This window comes from Sediminitomix flava (assembly GCF_003149185.1).
GTDB lineage: Bacteria > Bacteroidota > Bacteroidia > Cytophagales > Flammeovirgaceae > Sediminitomix > Sediminitomix flava.
The window spans coordinates 1,103,183-1,128,404 of the sequence record NZ_QGDO01000001.1; the positions used below are offsets into that span (position 1 = coordinate 1,103,183).

The 25,222-nt window shown below is 34.9% G+C and carries 28 protein-coding genes; 9 read left to right on the plus strand and 19 right to left on the minus strand.

Annotated elements, in window-relative coordinates; all coding sequences use genetic code 11:
* Positions 1–34: 34 nt before the first annotated feature.
* The 4 genes from BC781_RS04270 to prfB all read right to left on the minus strand — a co-directional run bounded on the left by BC781_RS04270 (position 35) and on the right by prfB (position 4,296).
* On the minus strand, positions 35–445 hold the full coding sequence (locus tag BC781_RS04270; protein ID WP_109615985.1) for a response regulator: 411 nt from the start codon (positions 443–445) through the stop codon (positions 35–37).
* 280 nt (positions 446–725) lie between these two features.
* Entirely contained in the window at positions 726–2,258 is a 1,533-nt protein-coding gene (gene amaB / locus BC781_RS04275; RefSeq protein WP_109615986.1) for an L-piperidine-6-carboxylate dehydrogenase, read from the minus strand.
* 168 nt (positions 2,259–2,426) lie between these two features.
* Positions 2,427–2,924, minus strand: coding sequence for a hypothetical protein (locus tag BC781_RS04280; RefSeq protein WP_109615987.1), 498 nt, complete (start codon positions 2,922–2,924; stop codon positions 2,427–2,429).
* Between the two features lie 294 nt (positions 2,925–3,218).
* Positions 3,219–4,296 (minus strand): peptide chain release factor 2 gene (gene prfB, locus BC781_RS04285; RefSeq protein WP_109615988.1). Its coding sequence is split into 2 segments (ribosomal slippage): positions 3,219–4,235 and positions 4,237–4,296, totalling 1,077 coding nucleotides; the frame shifts between segments, so codons are not numbered across the junction.
* A 190-nt stretch (positions 4,297–4,486) separates the two neighbouring features.
* On the opposite strand from prfB, the gene BC781_RS04290 reads away from it, so the two are divergent.
* Entirely contained in the window at positions 4,487–5,194 is a 708-nt protein-coding gene (locus BC781_RS04290; protein ID WP_109615989.1) for a head GIN domain-containing protein, read from the plus strand.
* Positions 5,195–5,284: 90 nt separating this feature from the next.
* Here the strand turns inward: BC781_RS04290 and BC781_RS04295 are convergent, their stop codons facing one another.
* Both BC781_RS04295 and BC781_RS04300 read right to left on the minus strand, forming a co-directional pair.
* Positions 5,285–5,533, minus strand: a complete 249-nt coding sequence (locus BC781_RS04295) for a NifU family protein (protein ID WP_109615990.1) — start codon at positions 5,531–5,533, stop codon at positions 5,285–5,287.
* A gap of 16 nt (positions 5,534–5,549) precedes the next feature.
* On the minus strand, positions 5,550–6,653 hold the full coding sequence (locus BC781_RS04300) for an Mrp/NBP35 family ATP-binding protein (RefSeq protein WP_109615991.1): 1,104 nt from the start codon (positions 6,651–6,653) through the stop codon (positions 5,550–5,552).
* A gap of 199 nt (positions 6,654–6,852) precedes the next feature.
* On the opposite strand from BC781_RS04300, the gene BC781_RS04305 reads away from it, so the two are divergent.
* A complete protein-coding gene (locus tag BC781_RS04305) occupies positions 6,853–7,179 on the plus strand; it encodes a nucleotide pyrophosphohydrolase (protein WP_109615992.1) in 327 nt (108 codons plus the stop codon).
* 63 nt (positions 7,180–7,242) lie between these two features.
* Here the strand turns inward: BC781_RS04305 and BC781_RS04310 are convergent, their stop codons facing one another.
* The 4 genes from BC781_RS04310 to BC781_RS04325 all read right to left on the minus strand — a co-directional run bounded on the left by BC781_RS04310 (position 7,243) and on the right by BC781_RS04325 (position 10,582).
* A complete protein-coding gene (locus BC781_RS04310; protein WP_109615993.1) occupies positions 7,243–8,457 on the minus strand; it encodes an NAD(P)-dependent oxidoreductase in 1,215 nt (404 codons plus the stop codon).
* Between the two features lie 63 nt (positions 8,458–8,520).
* The gene (locus BC781_RS04315) at positions 8,521–9,081 is read right to left on the minus strand and encodes a thioredoxin family protein (protein WP_109615994.1); all 561 of its coding nucleotides are present in this window, start codon (positions 9,079–9,081) and stop codon (positions 8,521–8,523) included.
* A gap of 434 nt (positions 9,082–9,515) precedes the next feature.
* A complete protein-coding gene (locus BC781_RS25850) occupies positions 9,516–9,704 on the minus strand; it encodes a helix-turn-helix domain-containing protein (RefSeq protein WP_109615995.1) in 189 nt (62 codons plus the stop codon).
* Between the two features lie 416 nt (positions 9,705–10,120).
* On the minus strand, positions 10,121–10,582 hold the full coding sequence (locus tag BC781_RS04325; RefSeq protein ID WP_109615996.1) for a lecithin retinol acyltransferase family protein: 462 nt from the start codon (positions 10,580–10,582) through the stop codon (positions 10,121–10,123).
* A gap of 183 nt (positions 10,583–10,765) precedes the next feature.
* Between BC781_RS04325 and arsC the strand changes: the two genes are divergently transcribed.
* The 3 genes from arsC (at position 10,766) to BC781_RS04340 (ending at position 13,825) form a co-directional block, all read left to right on the plus strand.
* On the plus strand, positions 10,766–11,104 hold the full coding sequence (arsC, locus tag BC781_RS04330) for an arsenate reductase (glutaredoxin) (protein WP_109615997.1): 339 nt from the start codon (positions 10,766–10,768) through the stop codon (positions 11,102–11,104).
* 201 nt (positions 11,105–11,305) lie between these two features.
* Positions 11,306–13,357: a SpoIIE family protein phosphatase gene (locus BC781_RS04335; protein WP_109615998.1), complete on the plus strand. Its 2,052-nt coding sequence runs from the start codon at positions 11,306–11,308 to the stop codon at positions 13,355–13,357.
* A 147-nt stretch (positions 13,358–13,504) separates the two neighbouring features.
* Entirely contained in the window at positions 13,505–13,825 is a 321-nt protein-coding gene (locus tag BC781_RS04340) for a hypothetical protein (protein WP_109615999.1), read from the plus strand.
* On the opposite strand, the gene BC781_RS04345 is transcribed toward BC781_RS04340, so the two are convergent.
* The 9 genes from BC781_RS04345 to BC781_RS04385 form a co-directional block, all read right to left on the minus strand.
* Complete coding sequence (locus BC781_RS04345; protein ID WP_109616000.1) at positions 13,822–14,811, minus strand: sodium:calcium antiporter; 990 nt, start codon at positions 14,809–14,811, stop codon at positions 13,822–13,824. The genes BC781_RS04340 and BC781_RS04345 overlap by 4 nt on opposite strands.
* A 10-nt stretch (positions 14,812–14,821) precedes the next feature.
* Entirely contained in the window at positions 14,822–15,604 is a 783-nt protein-coding gene (locus BC781_RS04350) for an amidohydrolase (protein ID WP_109616001.1), read from the minus strand.
* A gap of 24 nt (positions 15,605–15,628) precedes the next feature.
* Entirely contained in the window at positions 15,629–16,114 is a 486-nt protein-coding gene (locus BC781_RS04355) for a CAP domain-containing protein (RefSeq protein WP_109616002.1), read from the minus strand.
* Positions 16,115–16,181: 67 nt separating this feature from the next.
* Complete coding sequence (gene def / locus BC781_RS04360) at positions 16,182–16,742, minus strand: peptide deformylase (protein WP_109616003.1); 561 nt, start codon at positions 16,740–16,742, stop codon at positions 16,182–16,184.
* A gap of 37 nt (positions 16,743–16,779) precedes the next feature.
* Complete coding sequence (gene ruvX / locus BC781_RS04365; RefSeq protein ID WP_109616004.1) at positions 16,780–17,193, minus strand: Holliday junction resolvase RuvX; 414 nt, start codon at positions 17,191–17,193, stop codon at positions 16,780–16,782.
* A gap of 122 nt (positions 17,194–17,315) precedes the next feature.
* Entirely contained in the window at positions 17,316–17,675 is a 360-nt protein-coding gene (locus BC781_RS04370; RefSeq protein WP_109616585.1) for an arsenate reductase family protein, read from the minus strand.
* Between the two features lie 12 nt (positions 17,676–17,687).
* Positions 17,688–18,584: a bestrophin family protein gene (locus BC781_RS04375; protein ID WP_109616005.1), complete on the minus strand. Its 897-nt coding sequence runs from the start codon at positions 18,582–18,584 to the stop codon at positions 17,688–17,690.
* A 113-nt stretch (positions 18,585–18,697) separates the two neighbouring features.
* Positions 18,698–19,099, minus strand: coding sequence for a MaoC family dehydratase (locus BC781_RS04380; RefSeq protein ID WP_109616006.1), 402 nt, complete (start codon positions 19,097–19,099; stop codon positions 18,698–18,700).
* A 49-nt stretch (positions 19,100–19,148) separates the two neighbouring features.
* Complete coding sequence (locus BC781_RS04385) at positions 19,149–19,424, minus strand: hypothetical protein (protein ID WP_109616007.1); 276 nt, start codon at positions 19,422–19,424, stop codon at positions 19,149–19,151.
* A gap of 310 nt (positions 19,425–19,734) precedes the next feature.
* Here BC781_RS04385 and BC781_RS04390 point away from each other — a divergent pair, with 310 nt between their 5' ends.
* From BC781_RS04390 to hemE, 4 genes are all read left to right on the plus strand, one after another.
* Complete coding sequence (locus BC781_RS04390; protein ID WP_109616008.1) at positions 19,735–20,436, plus strand: 2'-5' RNA ligase family protein; 702 nt, start codon at positions 19,735–19,737, stop codon at positions 20,434–20,436.
* Between the two features lie 120 nt (positions 20,437–20,556).
* A complete protein-coding gene (locus BC781_RS04395) occupies positions 20,557–22,488 on the plus strand; it encodes an ATP-binding protein (RefSeq protein ID WP_109616009.1) in 1,932 nt (643 codons plus the stop codon).
* A 183-nt stretch (positions 22,489–22,671) separates the two neighbouring features.
* Complete coding sequence (locus BC781_RS04400) at positions 22,672–24,150, plus strand: CCA tRNA nucleotidyltransferase (RefSeq protein WP_109616010.1); 1,479 nt, start codon at positions 22,672–22,674, stop codon at positions 24,148–24,150.
* A 32-nt stretch (positions 24,151–24,182) separates the two neighbouring features.
* Positions 24,183–25,217 (plus strand): uroporphyrinogen decarboxylase, encoded by a 1,035-nt coding sequence (hemE, locus tag BC781_RS04405; RefSeq protein ID WP_109616011.1) that lies wholly within the window; start codon positions 24,183–24,185, stop codon positions 25,215–25,217.
* The last annotated feature ends 5 nt before the right edge of the window (positions 25,218–25,222 follow it).

Consider the following 25,222-nt stretch of genomic DNA (forward strand, 5'->3'; position numbering starts at 1 on the left):
TCAGTATCTCCTTTTTAACCCCGTTAGTATAAATCTACACTTCTAGTGTATTAATATTTTGCTGAGTAAGTGGTTTATTTATATACTTCTTAACGTAAGTATAGTTTTTAGACTTACTGATATCTTGTGGATTAATTGACGAAGTCAACATGACAATTTTACATTTTTTCTTCGTTGCTTCGCTCAGTTTATCGAACAAGTCCAAAAACTGAAAACCATCCATGAGTGGCATGTCAATATCAAGGAAAATGATATCTGGGAGAATAGTTTCAGCTACACTGTCAAGTTTCTCGACATTTTTCAAAAACTCAATCGCACTTTTTGCTCCCGAATGTACGTATATATTTTCACTGATATTCGCCGCTTCAATCATCTTCTGATTGATCAAATTATCGATCTCATTATCATCAATGAGCATTACGGAATAAAACTTTTTATCTGCCATTCGTTGAAGGGAATAATAATTTTATTTGGGTTATAAATAATAAAGGCAAGTCAATTTTGATGGTAATGCCAACCTGCATCTCTATTACAATATAGAAAAAATTGTCTCAGTTTAAGCTTAAAAAGCTACGACTCATTTCTCCTCTCTTGTAAGCTTTTGAGCATAATTCAATTAAAAGTAAAAAAATAATTTAACATTTCATTCCTTATCAATAGAAAAAAGACCTTAACTTCAAGTCTTCTTGAAATTAAGGTCTTGTAACTTTTGGAACTTTAATTCATTAAATATCGAATTTTATTCCTTGTGCCAACGGCAATTCTGTACTGTAGTTTAGTGTGTTGGTTTGTCTTCTCATATACACTTTCCATGCATCAGAACCTGACTCACGACCACCTCCAGTTTCTTTTTCACCGCCAAATGCGCCTCCAATTTCAGCACCAGAAGTACCAATATTCACATTCGCGATACCACAATCAGAACCTGCTGCAGCAAGGAATCTTTCAGACTCTCTTACATTTAGTGTAAATACTGCAGATGATAAACCTTGCTTCACTCCATTTTGAATCTCGATAGCATTCTCGATATCACCAGAATATTTGATCAAATACAAAATAGGAGCAAAAGTTTCTTCTTGAACCATTTCATATTCATTCTTAGCTTCTACAATTGCAGGAGTAACATAAAAACCCGATTCATATCCTTCGCCAGTAAGAACTTCACCACCTACAAGAACATTTCCACCTTCTTCACTTACATTACTCAATGCATTCTTGAAGTTATCTACAGCATCTTGATCGATAAGAGGCCCTACCAATTTAGACTCATCTAGAGGATTACCAATTGGTAATTTAGGATAAACACTTACCAATCTATTTTTTACTTCCTCATAGACATTCTCATGAATAATCAATCTACGAGTAGATGTACAACGTTGCCCACATGTACCAACAGCACCAAATACAGTAGCTCTAATTGCCATTTCCAAATCTGCATGTTCAGAAATAATCACTGCATTGTTTCCTCCTAACTCTAATAATGACTTACCAAGACGAGCACCTACAGCCTCACCAACTTTCTTACCCATTCTAGTAGAACCAGTTGCTGACACCAACGGAATACGCTTGTCATGAGACATCGCAGAACCTACTTCACCATCACCAATTACAAGATTAAAAATACCTTCAGGTAATCCATTCTTTCTCAAAACATCTTTAAGGATATTCTGACAAGCAATAGCTGTAAGAGGTGTTTTTTCAGAAGGTTTCCAAATACAAACATCTCCACAGATACCCGCCAGCATAGCATTCCATGCCCAAACAGCTACAGGGAAATTAAATGCAGAAATTATTCCTACAATCCCGATTGGGTGATACTGTTCAAACATTCTGTGCTCTGGACGCTCTGAGTGCATTTGCAAGCCATAAAGTTGTCTTGATTGCCCCACAGCAAAATCACAGATATCAATCATTTCTTGTACTTCACCCAAACCTTCTTGGTAAATTTTACCCATTTCGTAGGTTACTAATTTTCCAAGAGGATCTTTATACTTTCTTAGTTCTTCTCCAACCTGTCTAATAATTTCGCCACGCTTTGGCGCAGGAAGTTTTCTCCATTCTTTAAAAGCAGCCTGCCCTACCTCTATAACCGTTTCAAGGTCTTTTTTAGTAGCCATCTCTACTTTTGCAATCAACTCACCATTTACAGGAGAATAAATTTCACGAATCTCACGTCCTCCTAGTTCTGCCCATTCCAAACCTGTTGCGTAAGCAGGATTCACATCCTGAATACCTAGGGTTTTAAGTACTTCTTTCATAGTTGTTATTTACCGGTTTTAAAGCTAATTGTTCAATTTGGGGCAAGATATAAATAATCTGAGATATATTTTCAGTGATATTTTTATACAAAAAAAGCTTCTCACAAATGTCAGAAGCTCTTTAGCGGTAATCTATATAAGTAATAGTTATTTTTCTTGATATGAAAGTTAATTGACTATAGTAGTCTTGATAATTTCTCCTCCACAATCACAGGTGTAAAAAACAGAGCCATCATTTCTAATTGTGGCATCTGTTGTACAACTTCCTTTTCCTGCACAACTTATTGATAAACCCGAAACCTGTTTTCCCATAAACATATGATCTAGGTCTATCACATTCTTCATCTCTAGAATTAAATTTCTTTTGATTGTTTGATTTATTTCAAAATCGATTGCGGCAAGAGTTGCCTTTTGTGTTTTCTCTGTTGAAACTCCTAAGATCGAAATCTCAGACTTATCTACGCCCATTTGATCTGCAATGAAATACAGCAGATAATCGTCTTCTTCAAACCACCACATTCCTTCTTTTTCAAGCTGACTTACAAATACATCTTTTGAATAATGTTCATATTCGCATGCTGAAAGAATAAATATACAAGTAAAAAAAATGATCGATTGAGTAAAAAATAGACGCATTGTACTTGCGAAATTTTTATACTTATTCATGTTAGTAGGTTAATTAGTTCGTGATTGATTTTTTGGACCAATAGTGTATCAATTTAGAGTTAGACAACGCTACATTAAATATGTAATCAGTTGTGGATAAAAAAATCTAAATTTTCAATAAAAGTCAGTCCGTAAACATTTTCATTTTACTTATGCACTTGTGAATACTCTTACTTTTCCTTCTTTTGAAAAACCTTTTACTTAGGTCGTATTCGTTGTTATAAATTTAATAGAATAAGCCCATAAAATCCTAATCAAAGATCTTATGGGCTATTCTTATAGATAAAATTTTTATTATTGAGCCATTAGGAAGGCTTTGATGTAGTCATTAATGTCACCATCTAAGACTTTTTGTACATCGGTACGCTCATGACCTGTACGTACATCTTTGATCAACTTATAAGGATGTAGTACATAGTTTCTAATCTGAGAACCAAAATCGATCTTCATCTTAGAACTTTCTACTTTATCTCGTTCAGCATTTCGCTTTTCAATTTCTTGTTGATACAATCGAGATTTCAACATCTTCATAGCCTTTTCCTTATTCTGAAGCTGTGAACGTTCTTGCTGACACTCTACAATAATACCCGATGGTGCATGACGTAAACGAACGGCTGTTTCTACCTTATTTACATTTTGTCCACCAGCACCTCCTGAACGGAATGTTTCCCAAGTAATATCGGCTGGATTAATATCAATATTTATAGTATCATCTACTACAGGATATGCAAAAACTGAAGCAAAAGAAGTATGTCTTCTTCCTCCCGAGTCAAAAGGAGAAATACGAACAAGACGGTGTACTCCAATCTCAGATTTGAGGTAACCATAAGCAAATTCACCTTCGAACTCCAAAGTTGCAGATTTAATCCCCGCTACTTCACCTGGCTGATGGTTTACTGTTTTCACTTTAAAACCATTTGCTTCTCCCCACATCATGTACATACGGAAAATCATCTCGGCCCAGTCATTACTCTCCGTACCTCCAGCACCTGGGTTGATCTCAAGCATTGCGTTCAGTGAATCTTCTTCGCCCGAAAGCATTTTCTTGACTTCTAATTCCTCAATGGCATCTTCCGTCTTCTTTCCTTCTTCAATTACTTCTTCTTCAGAAACATCACCTGCTTCAAAGAATTCATAAAGGGTTTCAAGATCCTCAAAAAGACCTTGAACTTTCTCGAAGTCCTTCACCCACGATTTCTTACTCTTAATCTCTTTCAGTACCTTTTCAGCCTCTTTTGGGTCATCCCAAAATCCTGGTTGTAAAGTCTGCTGTTCCTCTTCTTCGATCAGTTTTACTTTGTTTTCGTAGTCAAAGATACCCCCTCAAGGCATCCACTCTTGCCTTTAAATCCTTCAGCTGTGTAGCGTTCATGGTTTTTGTTTTATAATTGATAAGTTTGAGCTAGCAAAGATATTAATTTCAACAGCATTTTAGAAAAAAGATCTTACCTCACTCAATACTCACTTATATAAACCCATATTTTTTCAAAAATATTTTTGTAGTGCTGCAACCTTCTTTTTTCACCTACATCTTTAGGTCAAATCAGTTAAATAAAACCAACATGAAAAATACTTATCTAAAAACCGTTTTTGTTCTTGCTCTTTCATTTTTGAGTGCTTCACTTTTTGCTCAAGACATAAAAAAAGACCTTCCTAACTTCAGCGCATTGAAAGTTAGTGGTGCGTTTGATGTGATTTTAAAACAAGGCAACAAAACGGCTGTAGAAGTTCAATTGAAAGGATCTACAAAAGCAGAAGATATAGAAATTGAGGTAGAAGGTGAAAGTCTTAAAATCAGACCAAATCCAAAGGTTAGAAGTTGGTATAATAGCTCTCCTTCTGCTACTATATATGTTTATTTTAAAAACTTGGAAAATATCTCTTCATCAGGCTCTAGCGATGTTACTTCTCGTGATGTTGTAAAAGCTGACGAATTGAAAATAGCATCTAGCGGTTCATCTGATATAAAACTTCCTATTGAAGTCAATGAATTAGATTTATCTGCTTCTGGTTCAACAGATATTTACCTTTCTGGTAATGTAAAAAATGATGCTGAAATGTCTCTTTCTGGCTCTTGTGATGTGGGCACTTATGATCTAATTCTAAATAACTTAGAAATTAACATGAGTGGTTCTTGTGATGCAAAATTAACGATTAATGGCGAGTTAGAAGCTAGAATTTCAGGTTCTGGAGATATCTCTTATAAAGGAGAGCCGACTACACAAAGTGTAAAAATCTCAGGTTCCGGAGACATTCACAAGGTTATGTAATCTGTAAAAAATCATTTTCATATTAAACATAAAAAGCAACAAGGAGCTTCCCTGTTGCTTTTTTATGTATAGAAATAAGTTGTAAGCTGACTACTCAGCCATATTTACAGCTTCTACTTTCACAATTTCTGGTACAGCATTTTTTACTGCTTGTTCAATCCCTGCCTTCAAAGTCATAGCAGACATTGGGCAATCACCACATGCACCAAGCAATTCAATCTGAGCAATACCATCCTCAGTAACATCAATTACTTTTGCATTTCCACCATCAGCTTCCAAATACGGTCTGATTGTGTTTAAGGCTTCTTCTACTTGTTTGATCAAAGAATCGTTTGCCATATATATTTAAATTAAGTTATTCCCAAGTTTTGATCTCTACACGTTCTGTTTCAGATTGTGCAGCATTTCGGATAGCCACATTTCTAGCCAATTCTTCAGCAATTCTTGCAAAAGCCTTAGATACAGGACTATTTTCATCCATTACGATTGGCTCACCGGCATCTCCACCTTCACGAATTCCTTGTACAATTGGCACTTCTCCCAAGAAAGGAACCTCATATCTGGAAGATAGAAGTTTACCTCCATCTCTTCCGAAAATATAATATTGGTTATCTGGAAGTTCTTCTGGAGTAAAATATGCCATATTCTCAACCACACCTAGTACAGGTACATTAACTGACTGAGATTGAAACATTGAAAGTCCTCTTTGCGCATCAGCCAATGCTACTTTTTGAGGAGTAGTTACAATCACAGCTCCAGTTACAGATGCATTTTGAACTAATGATAAATGAATGTCACCCGTTCCTGGAGGAAGGTCCACGAATAAATAATCTAATTCACCCCACTCTGTATCAGTAATAAACTGACGAAGTGCAGAACTAGCCATTGGTCCTCTCCAAATCACAGCATCTTGAGGTTGTGTCAGGAATCCAATAGAAAGGATTTTCACACCATATTGTTCAACAGGAATCATCATTGTTTTGCCCTCACGTTCTACAACACCAGGACGAGCATTTTCCATATTGAACATCGTAGGCATACTAGGTCCATAAATATCGGCATCAATAATACCGACTTTAGCACCTGTTTGTGCCAAAGCAACTGCAAGGTTTGCCGTTACGGTAGATTTACCTACCCCACCTTTACCCGAAGCAATTGCAATCACGTTTTTGACTTCTGACAAAGACTTCTTATCTGCTACATACGAAGTCACTGTCGCTGTCATATTTATATCTAATTCGAGATCTTCAGCAACATGTTCTTTCACCGCATTCTCACAATCCTGTCTGATTCGCTCTTTTAGCGGACAAGCTGGTGTTGTTAATACAACAGTGAAACTTACTTTTTTACCTTCGACTTTAACATCCTTAACCATATTTAATGTGATCAAGTCTTTTTTCAAGTCTGGATCATCTACATGGCGTAGAGCGTTGATTACATCTTTTTCTGTGAAGCTCATTCTTTTATTCTATACAGTTACGCTTTCCCCTTACCGTTAAATTTCGGTAAGAATCTAAGTATTGTTTGTAAATTTACGACAATTTTGGAAAAAGTGAGGATAGTTCATCTCAAACAATTCTATATACTTAAGATTATAGCTGTTTTCACTTCTTTAAACCAAGAGTCACCTTATTTAACCAACACAAATATAAATTGTTATGACTATTGAAGAAGCACAAAAAATAGTTGATAAATGGATCAATACCACAGGAGTACGTTACTTTAATGAGCTGACTAACACGGCTATTCTTATGGAAGAGGTTGGTGAAGTTGCTCGTATTATGGCTAGAAAATACGGAGAGCAATCTTTCAAGAAATCTGATGAAGATGTAGATCTTGGTGATGAAATGGCCGATGTTCTTTTTGTTTTGATATGCCTAGCAAACCAAACAGGGATTGATCTTACTGAAGCTCTCAATAAAAACTTAGAGAAAAAGTCGATCAGAGATGCTGACAGACATAAAAATAATGAGAAGCTAAAATAAGACTAAAAAAAACACCTTTTAGAGATTTCTAAAAGGTGTTTTTGAGCTAATTTCAAAATATACTTACCCCTTATAAGCATCTACATAATCTTGTAAATAGCTGTAATTTGAAGTCAGTTTACCTCCATTCGTAATTGTTGCTCTCTCAATTATTCCATCCGCATCATTTGAGAAAAGAAGAGGTACAATTTCTTCTACTAAATGACTTCCGAAATCTTTAGAAGCATCTTTCGGTAACTCACACGGCAAGTTATCTACTGCCATTACTGAAATGTTCTTATCAGAACTAAATGTACTTTCTTCACTTCCCGTCTGAGGATTATAATCATAGAACGGATCAGCTATAGTACTTGGTCGTAAAGTAGAAGGAATTGGGTCTGCTATATCACAACTGATATCTGAAATAAACTGAATTCTGAAATCATCTCTCTTTGCATCTTCTTGGGTAAAGAAAACTGGAGAACTTTGATCCCAGAAATGTCCCGCAATGAACATATCTGTTGACTTATAGAATTTTTCAAAATCGGAAACATAGTCTCCCCCATTTTTGAAAAAGTCTTCAAACTTAAACTCTTTCCCTTGTCCATGTTTAACGTAAGAATCGGCATCAGCTCTACAGAAAACAGGCTCTTGGAAACTTTCTTGTGAAAGATATTCTTCTACGTTAAGTTCTTTCAATTCTAAAAGCTTCAGAATTTCTTCAGCACCTCTTGCCACTCTACCACTACCCGTAAGTAGAATCTTGATATTCGGTAGGTCTACTTTTTTCAATTCTTCTTTCAACTCTTCAAAATCATCACATTCATGAGCTGGTTTTAACTCATATCTTCCAAGACGAATTCCGAGACCTCTGAAACCATTATATGCACCTACAATTCCAGCATATCTACCGAAACCCAATACACGAGAGCCATCTTTACGAGTCAGACACTCATAATCTGTCATTTTAAGTCCATTATCCAACATGGCTTTCAATAATGGCCTATTATATTCTTGGAATTTGTGAGTATGAGAGAAAAAGAAGTAATGTTTATCAGCCATTAAATCTTTGATCGGCACTTCTTTTACCCCAAACAGTACATCACAATCACTCAAATCTTCTTGTAAAACAATACCTTTTTGAGTGTATAAATCATCTGAAAAACATCTGATAGGACTTGGTTGAACAACAAGCTCTAAATCTTCAAATGTATTTTTTAATAATTCACACTGCGTTGGAGTGAAAGGTACACGTTTGTCTGGTGGTGTTTTCCCCTCTCTTAAAATACCGATTTTCATGTTTCTAGTATAAAAGTTGCTTTTGGCTAAGTAAAAAATGAATTATAAGATTCTTCAAACCTACTAATAAGGAGATTTATATGTCTCCCTAAATTCAGTTAATTTTTTATCAAATGTCTCTTGCGAGCTAAATACGTCTTTCTGATCTGCGTGGCTTGAGAAGAAGGAGAGTAACATATGCATTTCCTCTTTCTGTCTGAATCCTGCTATTGGTAAAAGTACATCAAAATCATGACTAGCCAATACGACTGTTGGGTAGCTTAATCTACCTCCAAGTAATGCAGCTGCCAATTCATGATACCCTCTGCGTCCATTGGCTACAAACTTAAATTCATTCCCATTAAAATTGATTGGCTCTTTTTGCTCTGCATTAAATTTTATAGGCATAAACTTCTCATTCAAGACACTACTTACTTTAGGGTCTTTAAAAGTCATCTTGTCCATCTTTTTACAGTAGCCACACCAGTCGGTATACACATCTATAAAGATCATTTTTTGAGCAGAAGTATTTTCCTGCATCGCTTTTTCAAACGATTGCCATTCTACTTCCTGTCCTAAAGAAAGGGATAAATTAATTACACTTAGTAAAAAAGTAAAGAGGATACTACTTCTAAATACAGTCATGATATCAGGGTCAAATTTCTTAATCTATAATGCATTAGCATTTGAAGGAATGCGAAAACAATTTAAATACCAAAAATTACAATGGACTTATTTATGATACTTGCTCAAGTTCTTACAAAAGTAGGAAAATAAAAAAAGCCGCTAAAATAGCGACTTCTTTCCTCTGTTTAACCTAATTTATTAACCCATTATCAATCAAAAATCTTTACACTACTAACCGACTTCCCATAAGTAGTGTTCCATTCTCAATTTTTTTTTCGTGTTTTTTTGACATTTGTACCATTTTCCCACTTTTAGTCATCTATAATCTTTTTAAAAGTCAAAGCCTTACCGTGTCAAACATCAGTTTTTTCACAGCAAGGCTATCTGAAATGAATACATTTTGAATAGGTCATACTCCGTAAATCGGAAGAAGTACTAAATTTTTAAAACGATTACTTGTAAAAATAATCGACGTTTACACTTAGTGAACGACTCAACTGAATCAAGTCACTAAGGCTTGGGGTCATTACTCCTTTTTCAATACGACATAATTGACTTTGAGGGATCAAAGTTTTTTGAGCTAATTCTTCTTGTGATAGTTGTAGTTGTTTACGTAGACGTTTTACTTTTCTGCCGACCATAGTAATAGTATAATTTGGGTTTTAGGAATTTAATAAGGTTTCATGAGAAGTCGCTTAATAAAGCAAGCGACCAAATAGAGCGCAGATAATAGTATTATTAGTTGATTATTATGAAACTAACACTATTTGAATTCAGAAGCAAGAATATGTATGATTTGGGATAAATGTGCAATTGTATTGCTGATAGCTAAATTTGCGAAATTTTAATTTCACTCATCTTAGGAGTGCAGTTTATTAGTCAGATAGTTTATTCTAGCACATAGAATTATACTTTTCTAATATTATCCATGTACTTAGTTTAGAAATCACATTTTCGATAATTTCAATCAATTTTTAAGTATTAAGAACGATGTTATGAGAATAGTAAGAAATGAGAAGTTTAGACATGTAATAAATACACTAAAATTGCAAAAACATTAATTATCGCTTCTTCGTTTAGGTAGTTCTTCATCCAAAGGAGTATCGAGATACCAATAAGACGCTACTGCCGCAAATACCAACAATACAGCGGAACTCAATAAACCAAATCCGACCTTTTGCACTTGAGTACTTTCGTGTTTTCCTGAAATACACCATTCCACAAAATGCTCACAGTTATTTCCCCAAAGTGAATATCCATCTTCTCCAATTCGGCTAAAAGCCCTTTTTACAGCTTCCATCGGATCGTATGTACGAGCGTCATCATCTCTTATATATATTTCCATTCCTTCTGAAAACTCTTCCAAACTCACAACAGATACAGGCCCAGCCTCCCAATCGCCTAAATACCCTGCATAATGGATGACTTTACCATCTCCGACACCAATTCCATGATGTGTATACCATGACTTCTTTATATAGATGTGTTTGCCAAAATAGTTTTCTGCTAATTTGTTCATAATAAGAAAATAGTTTTGGGTTCACTTAATATCTACGAATTTCCCAATTCAGAGGTTAGCCCCTCAGAAAACACCTCCCATATGATTTTTGTAATGACAAGTGTAGAAAATTGTGTGCTTTACTTTTTTTCTTAACTTGTGTTATCTCTATTTCTAGGAATAATTATATAACACATTTTTATAATGAAGATCTTACATAATCCTCGTTGTACTAAAAGCAGGCAAACCTTAGCGCTAATTCAAGAGAAATCTGAAGATATTTCAATTATTGAATATCTAAAAACGCCACCGACACGAGACGAATTAAAGGACATTTTAAAGAAGCTCGATATGAATGCTTCTCAAATAATTAGAAAGGGAGAGACAATCTTCAAAGAAAGCTTTAAAGGAAAAGATCTTACAGAAGATGAATGGTTAGATGCAATGGTTGAATTTCCAAAACTCATTGAAAGACCTATCGTTATCAAAGGAGATAAAGCTGTGATTGGTAGACCTCCAGAAAATGTATTAGAAATTTTATAACTTCAAAAACTGCTAAAACACCAAGTTTTAGCAGTTTTTTTATACATAGTATTACTTACCCAATATAGTAGTGTGATTTAAACCTTTTTTATTCTCATAATATTCAACTACATTATGCTTTAAATACAATAACAATTAACATACACAGTTAGAAACTACATTCTATCTAAACCAATTCAATTACCACTACCAGTACAAACTATGAAATCAAAATTAGTACTACTCTTACTATTTTGTCTCTACATTCCTTTGTATGGACAACTTACTGACATTGATAGTTTAAATAAAAAATTAGCAGAAGAAGGGATTACAGATTCCACACGTATTGAGCTTCTTTGTCAACTTTCTGAATACTATTACAGAAATGACAACGAAAAAGGGATAGACTACGGGCTTCAAGCCTTGAAATATGCTCAAAATTTAGGGAGTCCTCTTTTATCTAACAAAGTGCATAATGCACTTGCGTTGAACTACACCACAGGGAGTATTTATGATAAAGCTCTTGAGCATGCTATGCTCGCTTATGATTTTGCTAAAACAGTAAATGATGTTGATGTTTTAGCTCTAACGCTGAAAAACATGAGCTTTACTTACCACTATCAGGGTAAATACTCAGAGTCATTAAAATACAGTCAGGATGCTTTGGCACTACTTCGCCCGAAAGGTGGAAATGATCTTTTGATTAACACCCTTTACACACACGTAGGTGAAGGACATCGTGAGTTAAAGAATTATGATAAAGCTTTGGAAGCTTACCAAAAAGGGATTCTAATTTCTAAAAAGAATAACTTTACAGAGCAGCTTGCTATGCACAAACACAATATGGGTTGTGCATATAATGATATGGGGGAGCACCTTAAAGCCATTTCTCTTCTGAATGAATCCTATAAACTTTTTGAGTCAATTAACTTCAACTATGCATTCTCAGAACACTACCGTCAGAAGGGTGTTGCCTATAAATCTTTGGGTGAAGAAGAATTGGCACAACAAGCTTTTCTGAAAGCATTAGAAGAAGCCAAAGTCATTAGGTCTAGAGGATATGAAAAACAAGCATTGTATAGCCTTTTTCAACATTATCAATCAATCGGTGAATTTGAAAAATCACTTAACTATCACATAGCTGTAAAAGATTTAGAAAATGAACTTCTAAATGAGAATAATGAGAGACACTTGGCCTTGCTACGTGTTCAGCATGGTTTGGAACAAAAAGAAAAAGCTTTGTCTCTCCAAGAGTCTGAAATCGAAAAACAAAGAATTTATCAGTGGTCTTTATTAGGTGCTGTTACTTCTTTGTTCATCATTATTCTTGTCCTTTTTGTTAGTTATAAACTAAAATCTAAATCGAACAAACAGCTTTCTGAACAAAAGGAGCTTTTACATGCACAAACTCAAGAGCTACAAACACAAGCCGAAGAGTTAAATCAGCTAAATGAAGAAATTCAGACCCAAAGAGACTTCCTTGAAAAAAATAACATCAACCTTGAAGCTTCTAATAAAAAGATGTTAGATAGTCTTCAAGCTGGTAAAATCATTCAGCAAGCACTTCTACCAAACAAAGTAGAATTCAGAGCTTTATTTAAAGACTCATTCTCTATTTATAAACCAAAAGATGTTGTTTCGGGAGACTTTTACTGGACTTCTAAGCATGACAATAGAACGTATTTAGCTGTTTTTGATTGTACAGGTCATGGCGTACCAGGAGCATTCCTAACTTTACTTGGGTATTCAATGTTGAATCAGATCGTGAACATTGAAAAAGAAAGTAAACCTTCTCTCATTCTTGAGGCTCTTCATAGAAAAATGAGTAAAGCCCTGCTTGAAGGAGGAAATACAAACAAAGATGCAGGAATGGATATTGGTTTGGCTTGTTTTGAAACAAAAGATGAAGACAATGTTCAAGTAACTTATGCTTCTGCCAAACGCCCATTGTACTACATTCATAATTTAGCCCTTGAAAAAGTAAAAGGAACTGCTAAATCAATCGGACAAGAAAAACAAGATGATGTTAGGTTTGAAGATTTTGAGCTAAATCTACATCATGGGGATATGCTTTACTTCACTACCGATGGCTATGTAGATGCGCCATCGGAAGACAGAAAGCGTTTCGGAACTCCTCGATTTGAAAATGTACTTTCAGAAATTCATCTTTCTACATTGAAAGAACAAAAATCAGTCTTGAAAGAGCTTCTTGAAAGACACATGAAGGATGAAAGTTTAAGAGATGATATTACAGTTTTAGGTATTAGAATCTAAAAATAATTAAAGGTAAAAAGGATGTATACATGTTCTTTTTACCTTTTTTCAATTTTTATTCATAATTTGTTTGGGTAAGCTTAAGCCTTTCCGTGGTATTCTTAGCTACTTTTAAGACTGATTATTTAGATTAATTGCCAATTTTTTATGCCAAAATTACCAACTCTAAAAAAACGCAATTCAAGCGCTACAACGGTTCAAACCGTTTGCTTTGATGGTCCTATCCTAATCTCAGAATTATATCAAGACCCTTCTAGTCAAAAACACATACGCTCAAAAGACCCTATTAAACTTGTTGCTGAAGAAGGTAAATGGAATGTTTATTGGCAAAAGAAATACCTTTTAGGGCAACTTCCACAAGATATTTACCCTACACTAGAGGGTATTATGAATAAAGGAGATAAAATAGAAGGTAGAGTAAGTAAAACTGGTGCACAAATTCACGTCGCACTTTATCAGATTTCTTAACCCCTGTTTACGACAAATACCATATACATCACAAATACGATGGTATAACTAAAACTTACTAACCTCGGCATCTTTTCATTTTTACCTGAAAGATAACCAAAGATAATCATCACCATAGTTGTGAGAAGGAATAGCAAATCTACATTCAAAAAAGTAGGATAAGCAGGTGATCCAAAAGAGTTACTTGCTGGCAATACAAAAAGGATGTTGAAAAGATTTGAACCTATTGCATTTCCTATAGCCAACATCTTTTGGTTATGTTTGAGTGCTATAAAAATGGTAACCATCTCTGGTAACGAAGTTCCTGGAGCTAAAATCAATAAACTTAGCATCGTATGGCTCATACCCAAGAATTGACTTAGTTTCACACTAAGCAGAAGACCTCCGAATGCGCCTAAAACAATCATTGTCAAGCCACTGATAATATCAAAAGAAACTCCCCACTTGTAATGAGACAATGCATAAGGAATATTTTCTTCACTTATAGCTATATCTTTACTGTGATCTTCTGTTCTACTTTTTAGTGGCATTAAAATGTAATGGAACAAAAAGAATACGAAAATAATTGAAGTATCACTTGCACTCAATTCGTTTGTTTCTGCACCAAAAATAAGATGATCATTCACCAACACTCCTACAAGCAAAATAGAAAGAATAGCTAAAGGAATATCCTTCGCCAAAGTCATTTTATTTATGCTCAGCGTTATGAAAAATGCTGGAATACCCAGAATACAGAATAAATTGAATAGGTTAGAACCAATAATTGTGGCATATAGGATTTCACCTGTTTCATAATACGATGAAATAATTCCTACAGCTAGTTCAGGGAGAGATGTACCAATAGCCAACACACTCGCTCCTATGAGCATACTGTGCATTTTGGTTTGCTTAGTTAGTATTGAAATTCCTTGAACAAATGCTCTTGCACCTTCAGCTAAGATCAGTAAGCATATACCGATTCCAAATAAGTAAAAAAGTAACTCCAATTAGAAAGTTTTAAAGTATCGTAAATTTATCAGCATCAAGATGGGCAGGAAATTTCTCTCTTAATCCATCCAAATCTTTTCTATGAAGAGATACAGATATAATTTGCTCTTTATCATAAAGTTCATTCAGTGCATTTCCTTTAGGACTAACTACCACCGAATGACCATTATAAGCCACCATATTCATATCTTGACCAGTACGGTTGACACCAATGCAATAACTAAGGTTTTCTATAGCTCTTGCCTTCAAAAGCGTATCCCATGCTTCAACTCTTGGAGCTGGCCAGTTTGCTAAATATACTAAGATATCATATTCATTTCCGCAATTTCTACTCCAAACTGGAAAACGAAGATCATAACAAATCAGCGGGCATATTTTCCAGCCTTCAACTTCAACAATTAGCTTCTCTTTCCCTTCACTAAAAGTCTTGTCTTCATCGGCCATTCTAAATAAATGGCGTTTATCGTAGTACTTATAGCTTCCATCGGGATTCATTACAAGTAAACGATTGAATACTCCTTCTTTTTCTTTGACAGGAAAACTTCCCATAATGACCGCATTTTTCAATTTTGCCATCTGAAGCATCCATTTAGAAGTTGTCAGATTCATGGGTTCTGCCAATTGAGCAGCTTCTTGATGAAAGCCCGTCGTGAACATTTCAGGTAAAAGAATTAGATCTGTATCATCTTCTATTTCCCAAAATAATTCTTCCAACATAGCTAGATTTGCCCCAATCTTTAAATCGTAAAGATTCGTTTGCACCAAAGCGACTTTCAACTGTTCTTTCAACATAAATCTATTGCTTGAAAAAGTACTTTATAAAGCTTCAATAAAAATCACACTAAAATAAGTATTTCCTTGCTGATCCTGCATCGCTCCAACGGCACATGCATTATAAGAATCAGAAATCATGTACCTACTGTAGCTTCGTTTTATATTTTCAAAAGCATGAGAAGCGGGGTTTATCTGGAATTGAAACCCGATTTTCATTTCTATTTCACCATAATTACCAAAAGTGATCGACTTTCTTATGGCTGATTTTCGCTGATCTGTAGGCTCGTTTAGCGTTCGTCTTTTCTCTGCCATTTTGATTGCATACCTTTTCGCTTGTTCATAAATGGCTTGATCAGTACGATATGCTGGGTTATTGGAAAATGAAGTTCTGTAACTATTAATTTCGTTAAACAACTGCAATTCCATACCTTCCATTCCCGAAAAATCGAATGCATTACTGTCACAGGAAAAGAAAAATAATGATAGTACAAAATATACAAGTCTAAAGAATTGGGATTTAGATTTCATATTTTGGAGGGTTGATAAGTTTAGGAAAAATAGGCAGATTTATGAAAACCTGCCTTACAAAAATAATTTATGCCTTAGGGAATCTCATTTTATACTCATGAGGAACTTTACCTTTTGAGATGTTGGCAAGTTTCCCTTTGATCATTCTCTTCTTTAATGGGCTAAGCAAATCTGTGAAAAGAATACCTTCAATGTGATCATACTCATGCTGAATGACACGAGCGTTCATATCGTCATACTCTTCAATATGCTCTTGTCCTTTTTCATCCAAATAACGGATTTTCAAATTATCAGGTCTGAAGACTTCACCTCTAATACCAGGGATACTCAAACAGCCTTCTTCCATGCCCCATTCTTCACCCCATTCTTCAATGATTTCAGCATTGATAAAGACCTTCTTTACGCCTTTACTTTCCTCTCCTTCATCAAACATTGGAACAGAGTCGATTACAAAAATTCGTTTTGCAATTCCAATTTGAGGTCCCGCAAGTCCTACCCCGTTGGCATTGTACATTGTTTCATACATATTATCTACCAACTCTTGGATGTTCTGAAGTTCTTCAGCTGTGAAATCTTCACAATCTTTTTTCAGAACTGGGTCTCCGTATGCTACTACAGGTAAAATCATTCTTTTATATCTATATTCTAATTTCTTTCATTCTTGCTTAGAAACCTTTACTCTCCATATAAGACTGAAGAATAATCACGGCACTAAGTTTATCTAAATTACCTTTCTGACGACGATCTTTCTTTTTCATTCCACCTCTGATCATGGCATCCATAGCCATTTTAGAAGTATATCTTTCATCCTCCAAATGAACAGGGAGATTAAATGTTTGCTCTAATTTAACCTTAAAGTCCATTACTGCCGATGTTGAATCTGTAGCAGTGTTATCAAGATTTTTAGGATGTCCGAGTACAAAAGCATCAACAGGTTCTTGTTCTAGGTATTTTTTAAGATAATCAATTAGGTTTTCAGTAGGAACCGTCTCAATAGCAGATGCAATAATCTGCATAGGATCGGTAGCTGCAAGCCCTGTTCTTTTCAGTCCGTAATCAATTCCTACAATTCTCCCCATATATCTTGTTTTATCATCTTTGAAAAATACTAAAGCACAAAAATAAGCATTCCTATCTAGCTATAAAACAAAAAAGGTTATGGTATCAGCCATAACCTTAAGAATAATAGTGATATTCTAAATTATTTTGAAGTAGCAACCGCTTCTTTGAGAGCTTCTACGGTTTTCTTAGCATTCCCGACAAAGATTTGATCATCCCAAAAAATAACCGGGCGCTTCAAGAAAGTATATTCTTCCAAAATGTAGTTTTTATAATCTTCTTCCGTGAGCGCTTTTTCTTTCAGCCCCCACTCTTTGTACTTCATTGCTCTTCTACTAAAAAGAGATTCATAACTCCCTACTTTTTCTTTCATGCTTTCAAGCTGATCTAGCGTAATGTTCTCAGTCTTGATATCTTGAATTTCTACTCCCTCTGGGATTTCCGCTTCTTTCACAATTCGCTGACAAGTAGAACAGCTTGAAAGTAAATATACTTTTCTCATTTTATTCATTTTTTAAACTAACTCTGGAGTCGTTTCCCCTTCCATGATCTCAAAGACATTTTTACAGATGTTTTGAGCAATCTTATCGACAGGAAGGTCATTCGGATCTTCTCCGAAAGGCTCTTCAATTTCTTCTGCAATAGTCACCAAACTCATTGCAACGTAGTATATACTCGTTACTGCCAAGATTGTCCACCATCCTAACGAACTGATAAAACCAAATGGAATGACCATTGCATAAATCCAAATATAAATCTTTAAAAGATAATTGTGTGCCGAAGGAATTGGAGTATTCTTAATACGCTCACATTTTCCGATAATATCAATCAGCTCATCGGTATTCTCAATCAATTTGAGTTGTTGAAAATCTGTAATTTCATTTCGTGTATATGCCTTATTGATCGTACGCAGCATGAGTTGGATTGCTGAGTTTGGTTTGTGTGCCCAAGCGTCAATAAGTTTTATTTCTTGTTCGTCTAGAAAAGATACTTCTGAAAGGTTTTTACGGTCACGAAGGTGTTCTTTCAAAAGAAAAGGATAAGCTGCTATAAGCTTTACCAGATATATTCTTTCCTCTTGATTTTTAATAAGGTTAACGACTTGAAAGGCAAAATTTCTTGAAGTATTCACCAGTCCACCCAAATTTTTTCTTGCTTCCCACCACCTGTCATAAGCTGTATTGGTTCGAAAAACAAGTAAAAGACCTAAAGCTGCCCCCATTAAACCAGGTAATGTAAAACTGGTAAATTCTAGATTTAAAAAACCTAACTCATAAATCAGACATAAAAGTGCTGTAGGGATAATGACTGCTATTAGGCTTGAAAGCAATCTTCGGATAAGGTATCCTTTGAAACGTAGAATAGTAAAGATAGTCGAGTCTAAAAAAGATGGTCGGTTTTTGGTATTCATAATGGCTGAATTTTAGAAAAGTAGAAGTAACAACAATGAGATAATATGTTGGTTTTTGAAGATCACAGCCAGAGTTTCTTCTTTGACTGTGATCTATAGAAAGAGTTTCTAGCCTAGAATTTTTCTTTATGAATAACTGTAGCCACACCTTTAATAGTAGCTTTCCCAGTTTCTACATCATAAACTTCAGTCGAAATCTGAGCTGAATGTCTTCTTTCATCAATTGAAACAATTTCAAATCTTGCTTCATAAGGATGAGAAGGATACATAGGTCTCAAAAACTTAATTTCTTGACCTGCATAAATACTTCCTGCTCCAGGAAATTGCGTTCCTAATACTTTTGAAAAGATACTCGCAGAAAAAATACCGTGTATGATCGGCTTTTTGAATTGCGTTTGAGCTGCAAATTCTGCGTCTAAATGTAGTGGGTTTGTATCTCCTGACAATTCTGCAAATTGATTTACCTGTTCTTGAGTTATGTTAAAAGAATAGGTGAATTTTTCATGTAAATCCATGTAAAAAATATATGTTTTTTGATAATTCTAAAACTAAGTAAATTCCTTCTTAGTCTTCTAATAATTCCTTTTTCTTCTTTACCTCATCAAAAAGGCTTTTAGCTTTATCTACGCTTTTCTCTACCTTACTTTGAATCATTTCTAAGTCTGTAGGTGCATATTCATCGAAAAGAATGTAACCAACTGCTACTAACAAGGCCATCAATACAATTTTCATGATTGTCTTTGCCACTTTTACAATCACGAACAAACAAAGAGCAATCGTTACCACGACAATAGCCATCTGTTCAAGATTCATTCCCTCTAAAATCTCTTTAATTTCCATGTACCTTATTATTTAGTGTTTTCTTAACAAATATTTTCCATGCTTTATCAAAGGCAAAATATCCCTTTTTCAAGTCAAAAATAAGTCTAGACATATTTTTTCTTAAAAAAGGAATAAAATCCACAATCATGGGAGTTTTAAGCCTTTTTCCTTCATTGCAAAATTAATCAATATTCAATATTTTTAATAAGCCTTAACGAGTCTTCTTAATACAAAAAACTGTTAGTTCAGTTCTATGCTTGATTCTCGTAAAGCATCTCACTTTATTTTACCTTAATCCGTTGATTTCACTACATGTTTTTCTAAAAATATGCGTGTTACAAACCTAGCCTTAGATCAAAAGTATCATGAAATCTCTCAAACGGGAAAAGCTGCGGCATCCCAACAAGAGGTTTATGTAGATCATTTTTTAAACGACCTACCTTCGGATAATCGAATAGGTCTCACTGCCCTTATTCCTATAAAAGGAGAAGTTTTAGAATCGATTAAGACGGTTTTAAGCGAGCTAAGCCATATTGATCCTTTTCAGTACTACTATCCATTAACCGATCTACATGTCACGGTTCTTGATTTTATTGGAGCTACTGAAAGTTTAAAGGTGAATCCTAAGCAGATCAAGCTTTACAAAGAAATGTTACACAATGTGTTACTTGATCAAAAAAGTTTCAAAATAGACCTAAAAGGTATCGTAATGAGCAAGGGGGCGGTGATCGCTAAAGGATATTATGAGCATAGTCTTGAATCTATCCGAAATGGATTAAGGTATGAAGCCACAAAAAAAGGGCTTTTACTAAAGGAAAGATATGAAGTCGTTACTGCACATGTGACAATGGCTAGATTTAGATCTTCTTTGATCAACCCTGCTCAGTTTGTTTCTACTATTGAGAAGTTTGAAAATAAGTCTCTAGGAACAATTGAAGTAGATAAAATTGATTTCGTACTTCATGACTGGTACAATTTAAAATACAAAACACAACTTTTACAGAGATATCCTCTTCAAAAAATTATTTAAACCAAATTTTATTTTAAATTTAGGCAATCCGAAACTTATGTCTGATATTTTTTACGATTCATTGCTTTGAACTTTTTAGACTACTTTAAACACAAACACTCCTTTCTTCGGAAAATAATAATGCCTGTCATTAGTGTTTTCTTCATCTCACTGATTATAATCTATTTCTATATAATTTTTGATGAATACAGATCATTTAACACTGATCTTCAAGCACTACAACAACATACCGTAGCTCAACAAGCAACAAAATTTCAGGAAAGCTTTCAAGATATTTCTGATGACATCTACGAAACTGCAATTTCACACGACAAAACCTTCCATCAAAAAACAGCTTCTAAAGCCAAAGAAATTGCTCATTTATTAGACTTTATCTATTCTCAACAAAAATTCTCTAAATCTCAGTTTATAAGTAAACTCCCAGAGATCACATCTATCATCCCGATCTACTCTGGCGAGTTAAACTTTTGCATCATCGATAAGAATGGAAATGTTATCTACGATCCATATTCGTCTTTGCAATCAGTACCCAACGAGAATAAACAGTTTCCGTCTTTGGCAGCCAAGTATTATCTAAAACACAAAAAGGATAAGTCCTCTCTAATCCTTGGAGATCATATTGATAGCGACAGGACCTTGTGTGGCCTTTATATCAAACCATTAGAAAATATAGATTGGTTTGTTTGTACAGGAGGGTTACGTCCAGTAATCATAAAAAAGTTCTACAATGACCTTCTTCTTGACATTGAAAAAAATGTATCGTCAAAAGACACACATCTAAGTATTTTTGATCAAGATGGACGAGCTATTTTTCTAGACAATAGAAGAACGATAGAGCTAAAAGGAAAACACATTATAGAAAAACTAGAACTTGTTGATTCTTTAATTCATAGCGAAAAAGAATTAAAAGTATCTATTATTCAAGATATTCAAGGTTCGCATGAACACCTAACTATAGCAGGAAACATTAAGGTATTAGGACTTAAAATTTTACTGGAAAAAGATTTAAATCCCCTTTCTGCTAGAGCTGAATTACTTCATGTCCATAGAAGGCAAGAAACCCAAAATAGCATCATTGCTTTTACCCTCCTTTTACTAGTGCTCATGCTAATTATTGCTTGGGTTGTTGTCAGATCGTCTAGAAGAGTACTCGGAAATATTAATAACTTCTCGAAATTTTTTGAAGAAGAAGAAATCAAGGCTATTGATAAAGAAAAGCTACATTTTATTGAGTTTAAAAGTCTGGCAGATAAGGCCAATCAAATGATTGAAAATCATAAGGAAGCCAATAAAAAGATCATAAAACAAAGAGAAAGCATTAGGTATCAGAACAAAGTACTCTCTCAACAAAATCAAGAATATCAGAAGATTAACCTTGAAATGAACAATATTTTGAGTGTAGTAGCACATGACCTAAAATCTCCTTTAAATAGTGTTTATGGTCTAGCCAATTTGATGAGCAATGCTCCTGACATTCCTAAAGAGTATAAAGAATATGCTGAACTAATACAGCACCTCATCAGTGACGGAAACAACTTGATTCAAGATTTGATTGAAGTCCATTCAAGAGCCCAACAAAATGATAGTTTAAATATTGAGACTATCAATGTTGGTAAACTTTCAGACGGATTAGTTAAGAAGCACGAACATGATGCGCTAAGGAAAAAAATAGCTATTAATGTTCAAGCTGAAGAAGATACAGAGATTACTTCAAGCCTTAGAATTATCAACCGTATTCTCGATAACATTCTCAACAATGCTATTAAATTTTCACATTACGGTAGTCAGATTTGGCTACACTTCTGGATGCATGATGATTTCCTAAAAATTTCAATCAAAGACCAAGGTCCAGGCATCAAGAAAAACGAACAACACCTTCTTTTCAAGAAGTATTCTAGGCTTTCAGCGAGACCAACTGGAGGTGAATCTTCATCAGGTTTGGGGCTTGCTATTGTGAAACAACTTTTAGAAAAAATAAGCGGAGAGATCAGTTTTAATTCTGAAGAAAGTAAAGGAACAGAGTTTATCATCTCAATTCCTTCTATGAAATAATTTTTTAAACCTCCGTTCTTGCTCGAAAAATGAGGTTTTCCAAATCTTTTTAGCAAACAAATTCTTTACAATTTCATCGGCTGTTAAAAACCTATTAATTTTGCAGATCGAATTGAGAAGCCAAGCATTTTTATTCAAAAATTGTTTTGCTCACAAAGAGGTTGTTGTACTTACAAGATCAAGATGAACTTCAAAGATATATTAAATCAAGATAAGGTTTTTAATTTGATCGCCCGTAGTGGTGACGAGCTAGACTTACCCACATATGTGGTAGGTGGATATGTTAGAGACCTTATTTTGAAAAGACCTTCCAAAGATATCGATATTGTTTGCATAGGCAGTGGAATTCAACTTGCCGAGAAAGTTGCCCAAAACAGTCATAAAAATACTACGGTAAATACCTTTAAGAATTTTGGAACTGCCATGATCCGTTTGGATGATTGGGAGTTAGAGTTTGTAGGAGCAAGAAAAGAATCGTACAGAGCAAACTCTAGAAAGCCGATAGTAGAAAACGGTACTTTGGAGGACGATCAGAATAGAAGAGATTTTACGATAAACGCCTTGGCTATACAGCTCAATGCGTCAAATTTTGGAGAGCTAGTAGATCCTTTTGGTGGAGTAGAAGATATTAAGAAAAAAATCATTCGCACTCCATTAGACCCTGATATCACATTTTCAGATGATCCTTTGAGAATGATGCGAGCTATTCGCTTCGCTTCTCAATTGAATTTTGATATTGAGCCTGATACTTTTGATGCTATTATCAGAAATGCTGATCGAATTAAGATTGTATCAAAAGAACGAATTGTAGATGAACTGAATAAGATTATTCTTTCACCAATTCCTTCTTATGGTTTTAACCTTCTTTTCCATGGTCAACTCTTGAAGCATATTTTCCCTGAAATGGTAAATTTGCATGGAGTAGAGAGACGAGATGGAAAAGGGCATAAAGACAATTTTTACCATACACTTAAAGTATTAGACAATATCTCTAAGGCGAGTGATGATCTTTGGTTGCGTTGGGCTGCAATTCTTCATGATATTGCAAAACCTGCAACAAAGCGTTTTCATCCAAAAATAGGCTGGACATTCCATGGTCACGAAGATAAAGGTGCTCGAATGGTTCCTCGTATTTTCAGGAATATGAAGTTGCCGCTGAATGAAAAAATGAAATTCGTTCAGAAGTTAGTCCGTCTTCATCTTCGCCCTATTGCTTTAGTTAAAAAAGACATTACGGATTCAGCAATCAGAAGATTACTCTATGATGCAGGTGATGATGTCGAAGCACTGATGACTTTATGTCGTGCAGATATTACGTCTAAAGATGATAGGAGGGTAAAACGCTATTTGGAAAACTTTGACTTGGTTGAAGAGAAAATGGCGATAGTAGAAGAAAAAGATCAACTCAGAAACTTCCAACCGATCATCACAGGAGAAATTATCATGGAAACTTTTGGTATCGAGCCTTCAAAAGAGGTAGGAGACCTAAAAATTAGAGTCAGAGAAGCGATATTGGAAGGAGAGATTACAAATACTTTTGAGGATGCTTATCCATTCCTATTGAAGGTAGGGCAAGAGATGGAACTAAGCGTAGCTAAGAGGTTTGAAAGTTTACCAACTCCACCTGAAGAATCAGAAGAAACTTCAGCACAAAAAGCTTAATAAAAAAGAACTAAACGTAGCTATACATAAACATGCAATTAAAAAATGATCTACTGCTAAGAGCAGCAAAAGGAGAAAAAACAGAGAGAGTTCCAGTATGGATGATGCGTCAAGCTGGACGAATTTTACCTGAATACAGAGCTGTAAGAGCAAGTGTGAGTGGGTTTATTGAGCTTGCTCAAACACCAGAACTTGCTGCGGAAGTGACTATTCAACCTGTAGATTTGCTAGGTGTAGATGCAGCGATCATTTTCTCAGATATTTTGGTAGTACCAGAGGCGATGGGCTTACCATATGAAATGGTTGAGAAAAAAGGCCCTCTTTTTCCTGAGGTCATTAAATCTGCAAATGATGTAGAGAAAATGCGTGTTCCAAACCCTGAAGAAGAGTTAGGCTACGTATTAGATGCGATCAAAATTACAAAAAAAGAGCTTGCTGGAAGAGTGCCATTAATTGGTTTTGCCGGTGCTCCGTTTACTATTTTCTGCTACATGGTAGAAGGTCAAGGGTCGAAAACCTTCTCAAAAGCAAGAAAAATGATGTATCAAAATCCAGCTTTAGCACATGCTTTGTTGGAAAAAATCACTGATACAACAATCGCATACTTGAAAGCTCAAATTGCAGCTGGTGCAGACCTAATTCAAGTATTTGATTCTTGGGCTGGTATTTTACCTCCATCTCAGTACAACGAATTCTCATTGAAATACATCTCGAAAATCTGTGATGCTATTCAAGAAGTTCCTAAAACTGTTTTCGCTAAAGGAGCATTCTTTGCAAGAGCTGAAATGGCGAAGCTTGATTGTCAAACAATCGGTTTGGATTGGAATATGGACATCAAAGAATCTCGTAGTTTAATTGGAGATAACAAAACACTTCAAGGGAATCTTGATCCTTGTTTACTTTATGCTTCTGATGCTGAAATTGAGCGAGGAACAAAAGAAATGCTAGATGCTTTCGGATTCCACAGACACATTGCCAATTTAGGTCATGGTGTATATCCTGATACAGATCCTGAGAAAGTAAAAGTATTTATAAATACAGTAAAAGAATATAGTGCAAAACAATAATTTGA

Excerpts from the sequence above, each read along its gene's own strand:
- BC781_RS04270 (WP_109615985.1), bottom strand. The coding sequence starts at position 445 with ATGGCAGATAAAAAGTTTTATTCCGTAATGCTCATTGATGATAATGAG.
- amaB (WP_109615986.1), bottom strand. The coding sequence starts at position 2,258 with ATGAAAGAAGTACTTAAAACCCTAGGTATTCAGGATGTGAATCCTGCT.
- BC781_RS04280 (WP_109615987.1), bottom strand. The coding sequence starts at position 2,924 with ATGAATAAGTATAAAAATTTCGCAAGTACAATGCGTCTATTTTTTACT.
- BC781_RS04290 (WP_109615989.1), top strand. The coding sequence starts at position 4,487 with ATGAAAAATACTTATCTAAAAACCGTTTTTGTTCTTGCTCTTTCATTT.
- BC781_RS04295 (WP_109615990.1), bottom strand. The coding sequence starts at position 5,533 with ATGGCAAACGATTCTTTGATCAAACAAGTAGAAGAAGCCTTAAACACA.
- BC781_RS04300 (WP_109615991.1), bottom strand. The coding sequence starts at position 6,653 with ATGAGCTTCACAGAAAAAGATGTAATCAACGCTCTACGCCATGTAGAT.
- BC781_RS04305 (WP_109615992.1), top strand. The coding sequence starts at position 6,853 with ATGACTATTGAAGAAGCACAAAAAATAGTTGATAAATGGATCAATACC.
- BC781_RS04310 (WP_109615993.1), bottom strand. The coding sequence starts at position 8,457 with ATGAAAATCGGTATTTTAAGAGAGGGGAAAACACCACCAGACAAACGT.
- BC781_RS04315 (WP_109615994.1), bottom strand. The coding sequence starts at position 9,081 with ATGACTGTATTTAGAAGTAGTATCCTCTTTACTTTTTTACTAAGTGTA.
- BC781_RS25850 (WP_109615995.1), bottom strand. The coding sequence starts at position 9,704 with ATGGTCGGCAGAAAAGTAAAACGTCTACGTAAACAACTACAACTATCA.
- BC781_RS04325 (WP_109615996.1), bottom strand. The coding sequence starts at position 10,582 with ATGAACAAATTAGCAGAAAACTATTTTGGCAAACACATCTATATAAAG.
- arsC (WP_109615997.1), top strand. The coding sequence starts at position 10,766 with ATGAAGATCTTACATAATCCTCGTTGTACTAAAAGCAGGCAAACCTTA.
- BC781_RS04335 (WP_109615998.1), top strand. The coding sequence starts at position 11,306 with ATGAAATCAAAATTAGTACTACTCTTACTATTTTGTCTCTACATTCCT.
- BC781_RS04340 (WP_109615999.1), top strand. The coding sequence starts at position 13,505 with ATGCCAAAATTACCAACTCTAAAAAAACGCAATTCAAGCGCTACAACG.
- BC781_RS04350 (WP_109616001.1), bottom strand. The coding sequence starts at position 15,604 with ATGTTGAAAGAACAGTTGAAAGTCGCTTTGGTGCAAACGAATCTTTAC.
- BC781_RS04355 (WP_109616002.1), bottom strand. The coding sequence starts at position 16,114 with ATGAAATCTAAATCCCAATTCTTTAGACTTGTATATTTTGTACTATCA.
- def (WP_109616003.1), bottom strand. The coding sequence starts at position 16,742 with ATGATTTTACCTGTAGTAGCATACGGAGACCCAGTTCTGAAAAAAGAT.
- ruvX (WP_109616004.1), bottom strand. The coding sequence starts at position 17,193 with ATGGGGAGAATTGTAGGAATTGATTACGGACTGAAAAGAACAGGGCTT.
- BC781_RS04370 (WP_109616585.1), bottom strand. The coding sequence starts at position 17,675 with ATGAGAAAAGTATATTTACTTTCAAGCTGTTCTACTTGTCAGCGAATT.
- BC781_RS04375 (WP_109616005.1), bottom strand. The coding sequence starts at position 18,584 with ATGAATACCAAAAACCGACCATCTTTTTTAGACTCGACTATCTTTACT.
- BC781_RS04380 (WP_109616006.1), bottom strand. The coding sequence starts at position 19,099 with ATGGATTTACATGAAAAATTCACCTATTCTTTTAACATAACTCAAGAA.
- BC781_RS04385 (WP_109616007.1), bottom strand. The coding sequence starts at position 19,424 with ATGGAAATTAAAGAGATTTTAGAGGGAATGAATCTTGAACAGATGGCT.
- BC781_RS04390 (WP_109616008.1), top strand. The coding sequence starts at position 19,735 with ATGCGTGTTACAAACCTAGCCTTAGATCAAAAGTATCATGAAATCTCT.
- BC781_RS04395 (WP_109616009.1), top strand. The coding sequence starts at position 20,557 with ATGCCTGTCATTAGTGTTTTCTTCATCTCACTGATTATAATCTATTTC.
- BC781_RS04400 (WP_109616010.1), top strand. The coding sequence starts at position 22,672 with ATGAACTTCAAAGATATATTAAATCAAGATAAGGTTTTTAATTTGATC.
- hemE (WP_109616011.1), top strand. The coding sequence starts at position 24,183 with ATGCAATTAAAAAATGATCTACTGCTAAGAGCAGCAAAAGGAGAAAAA.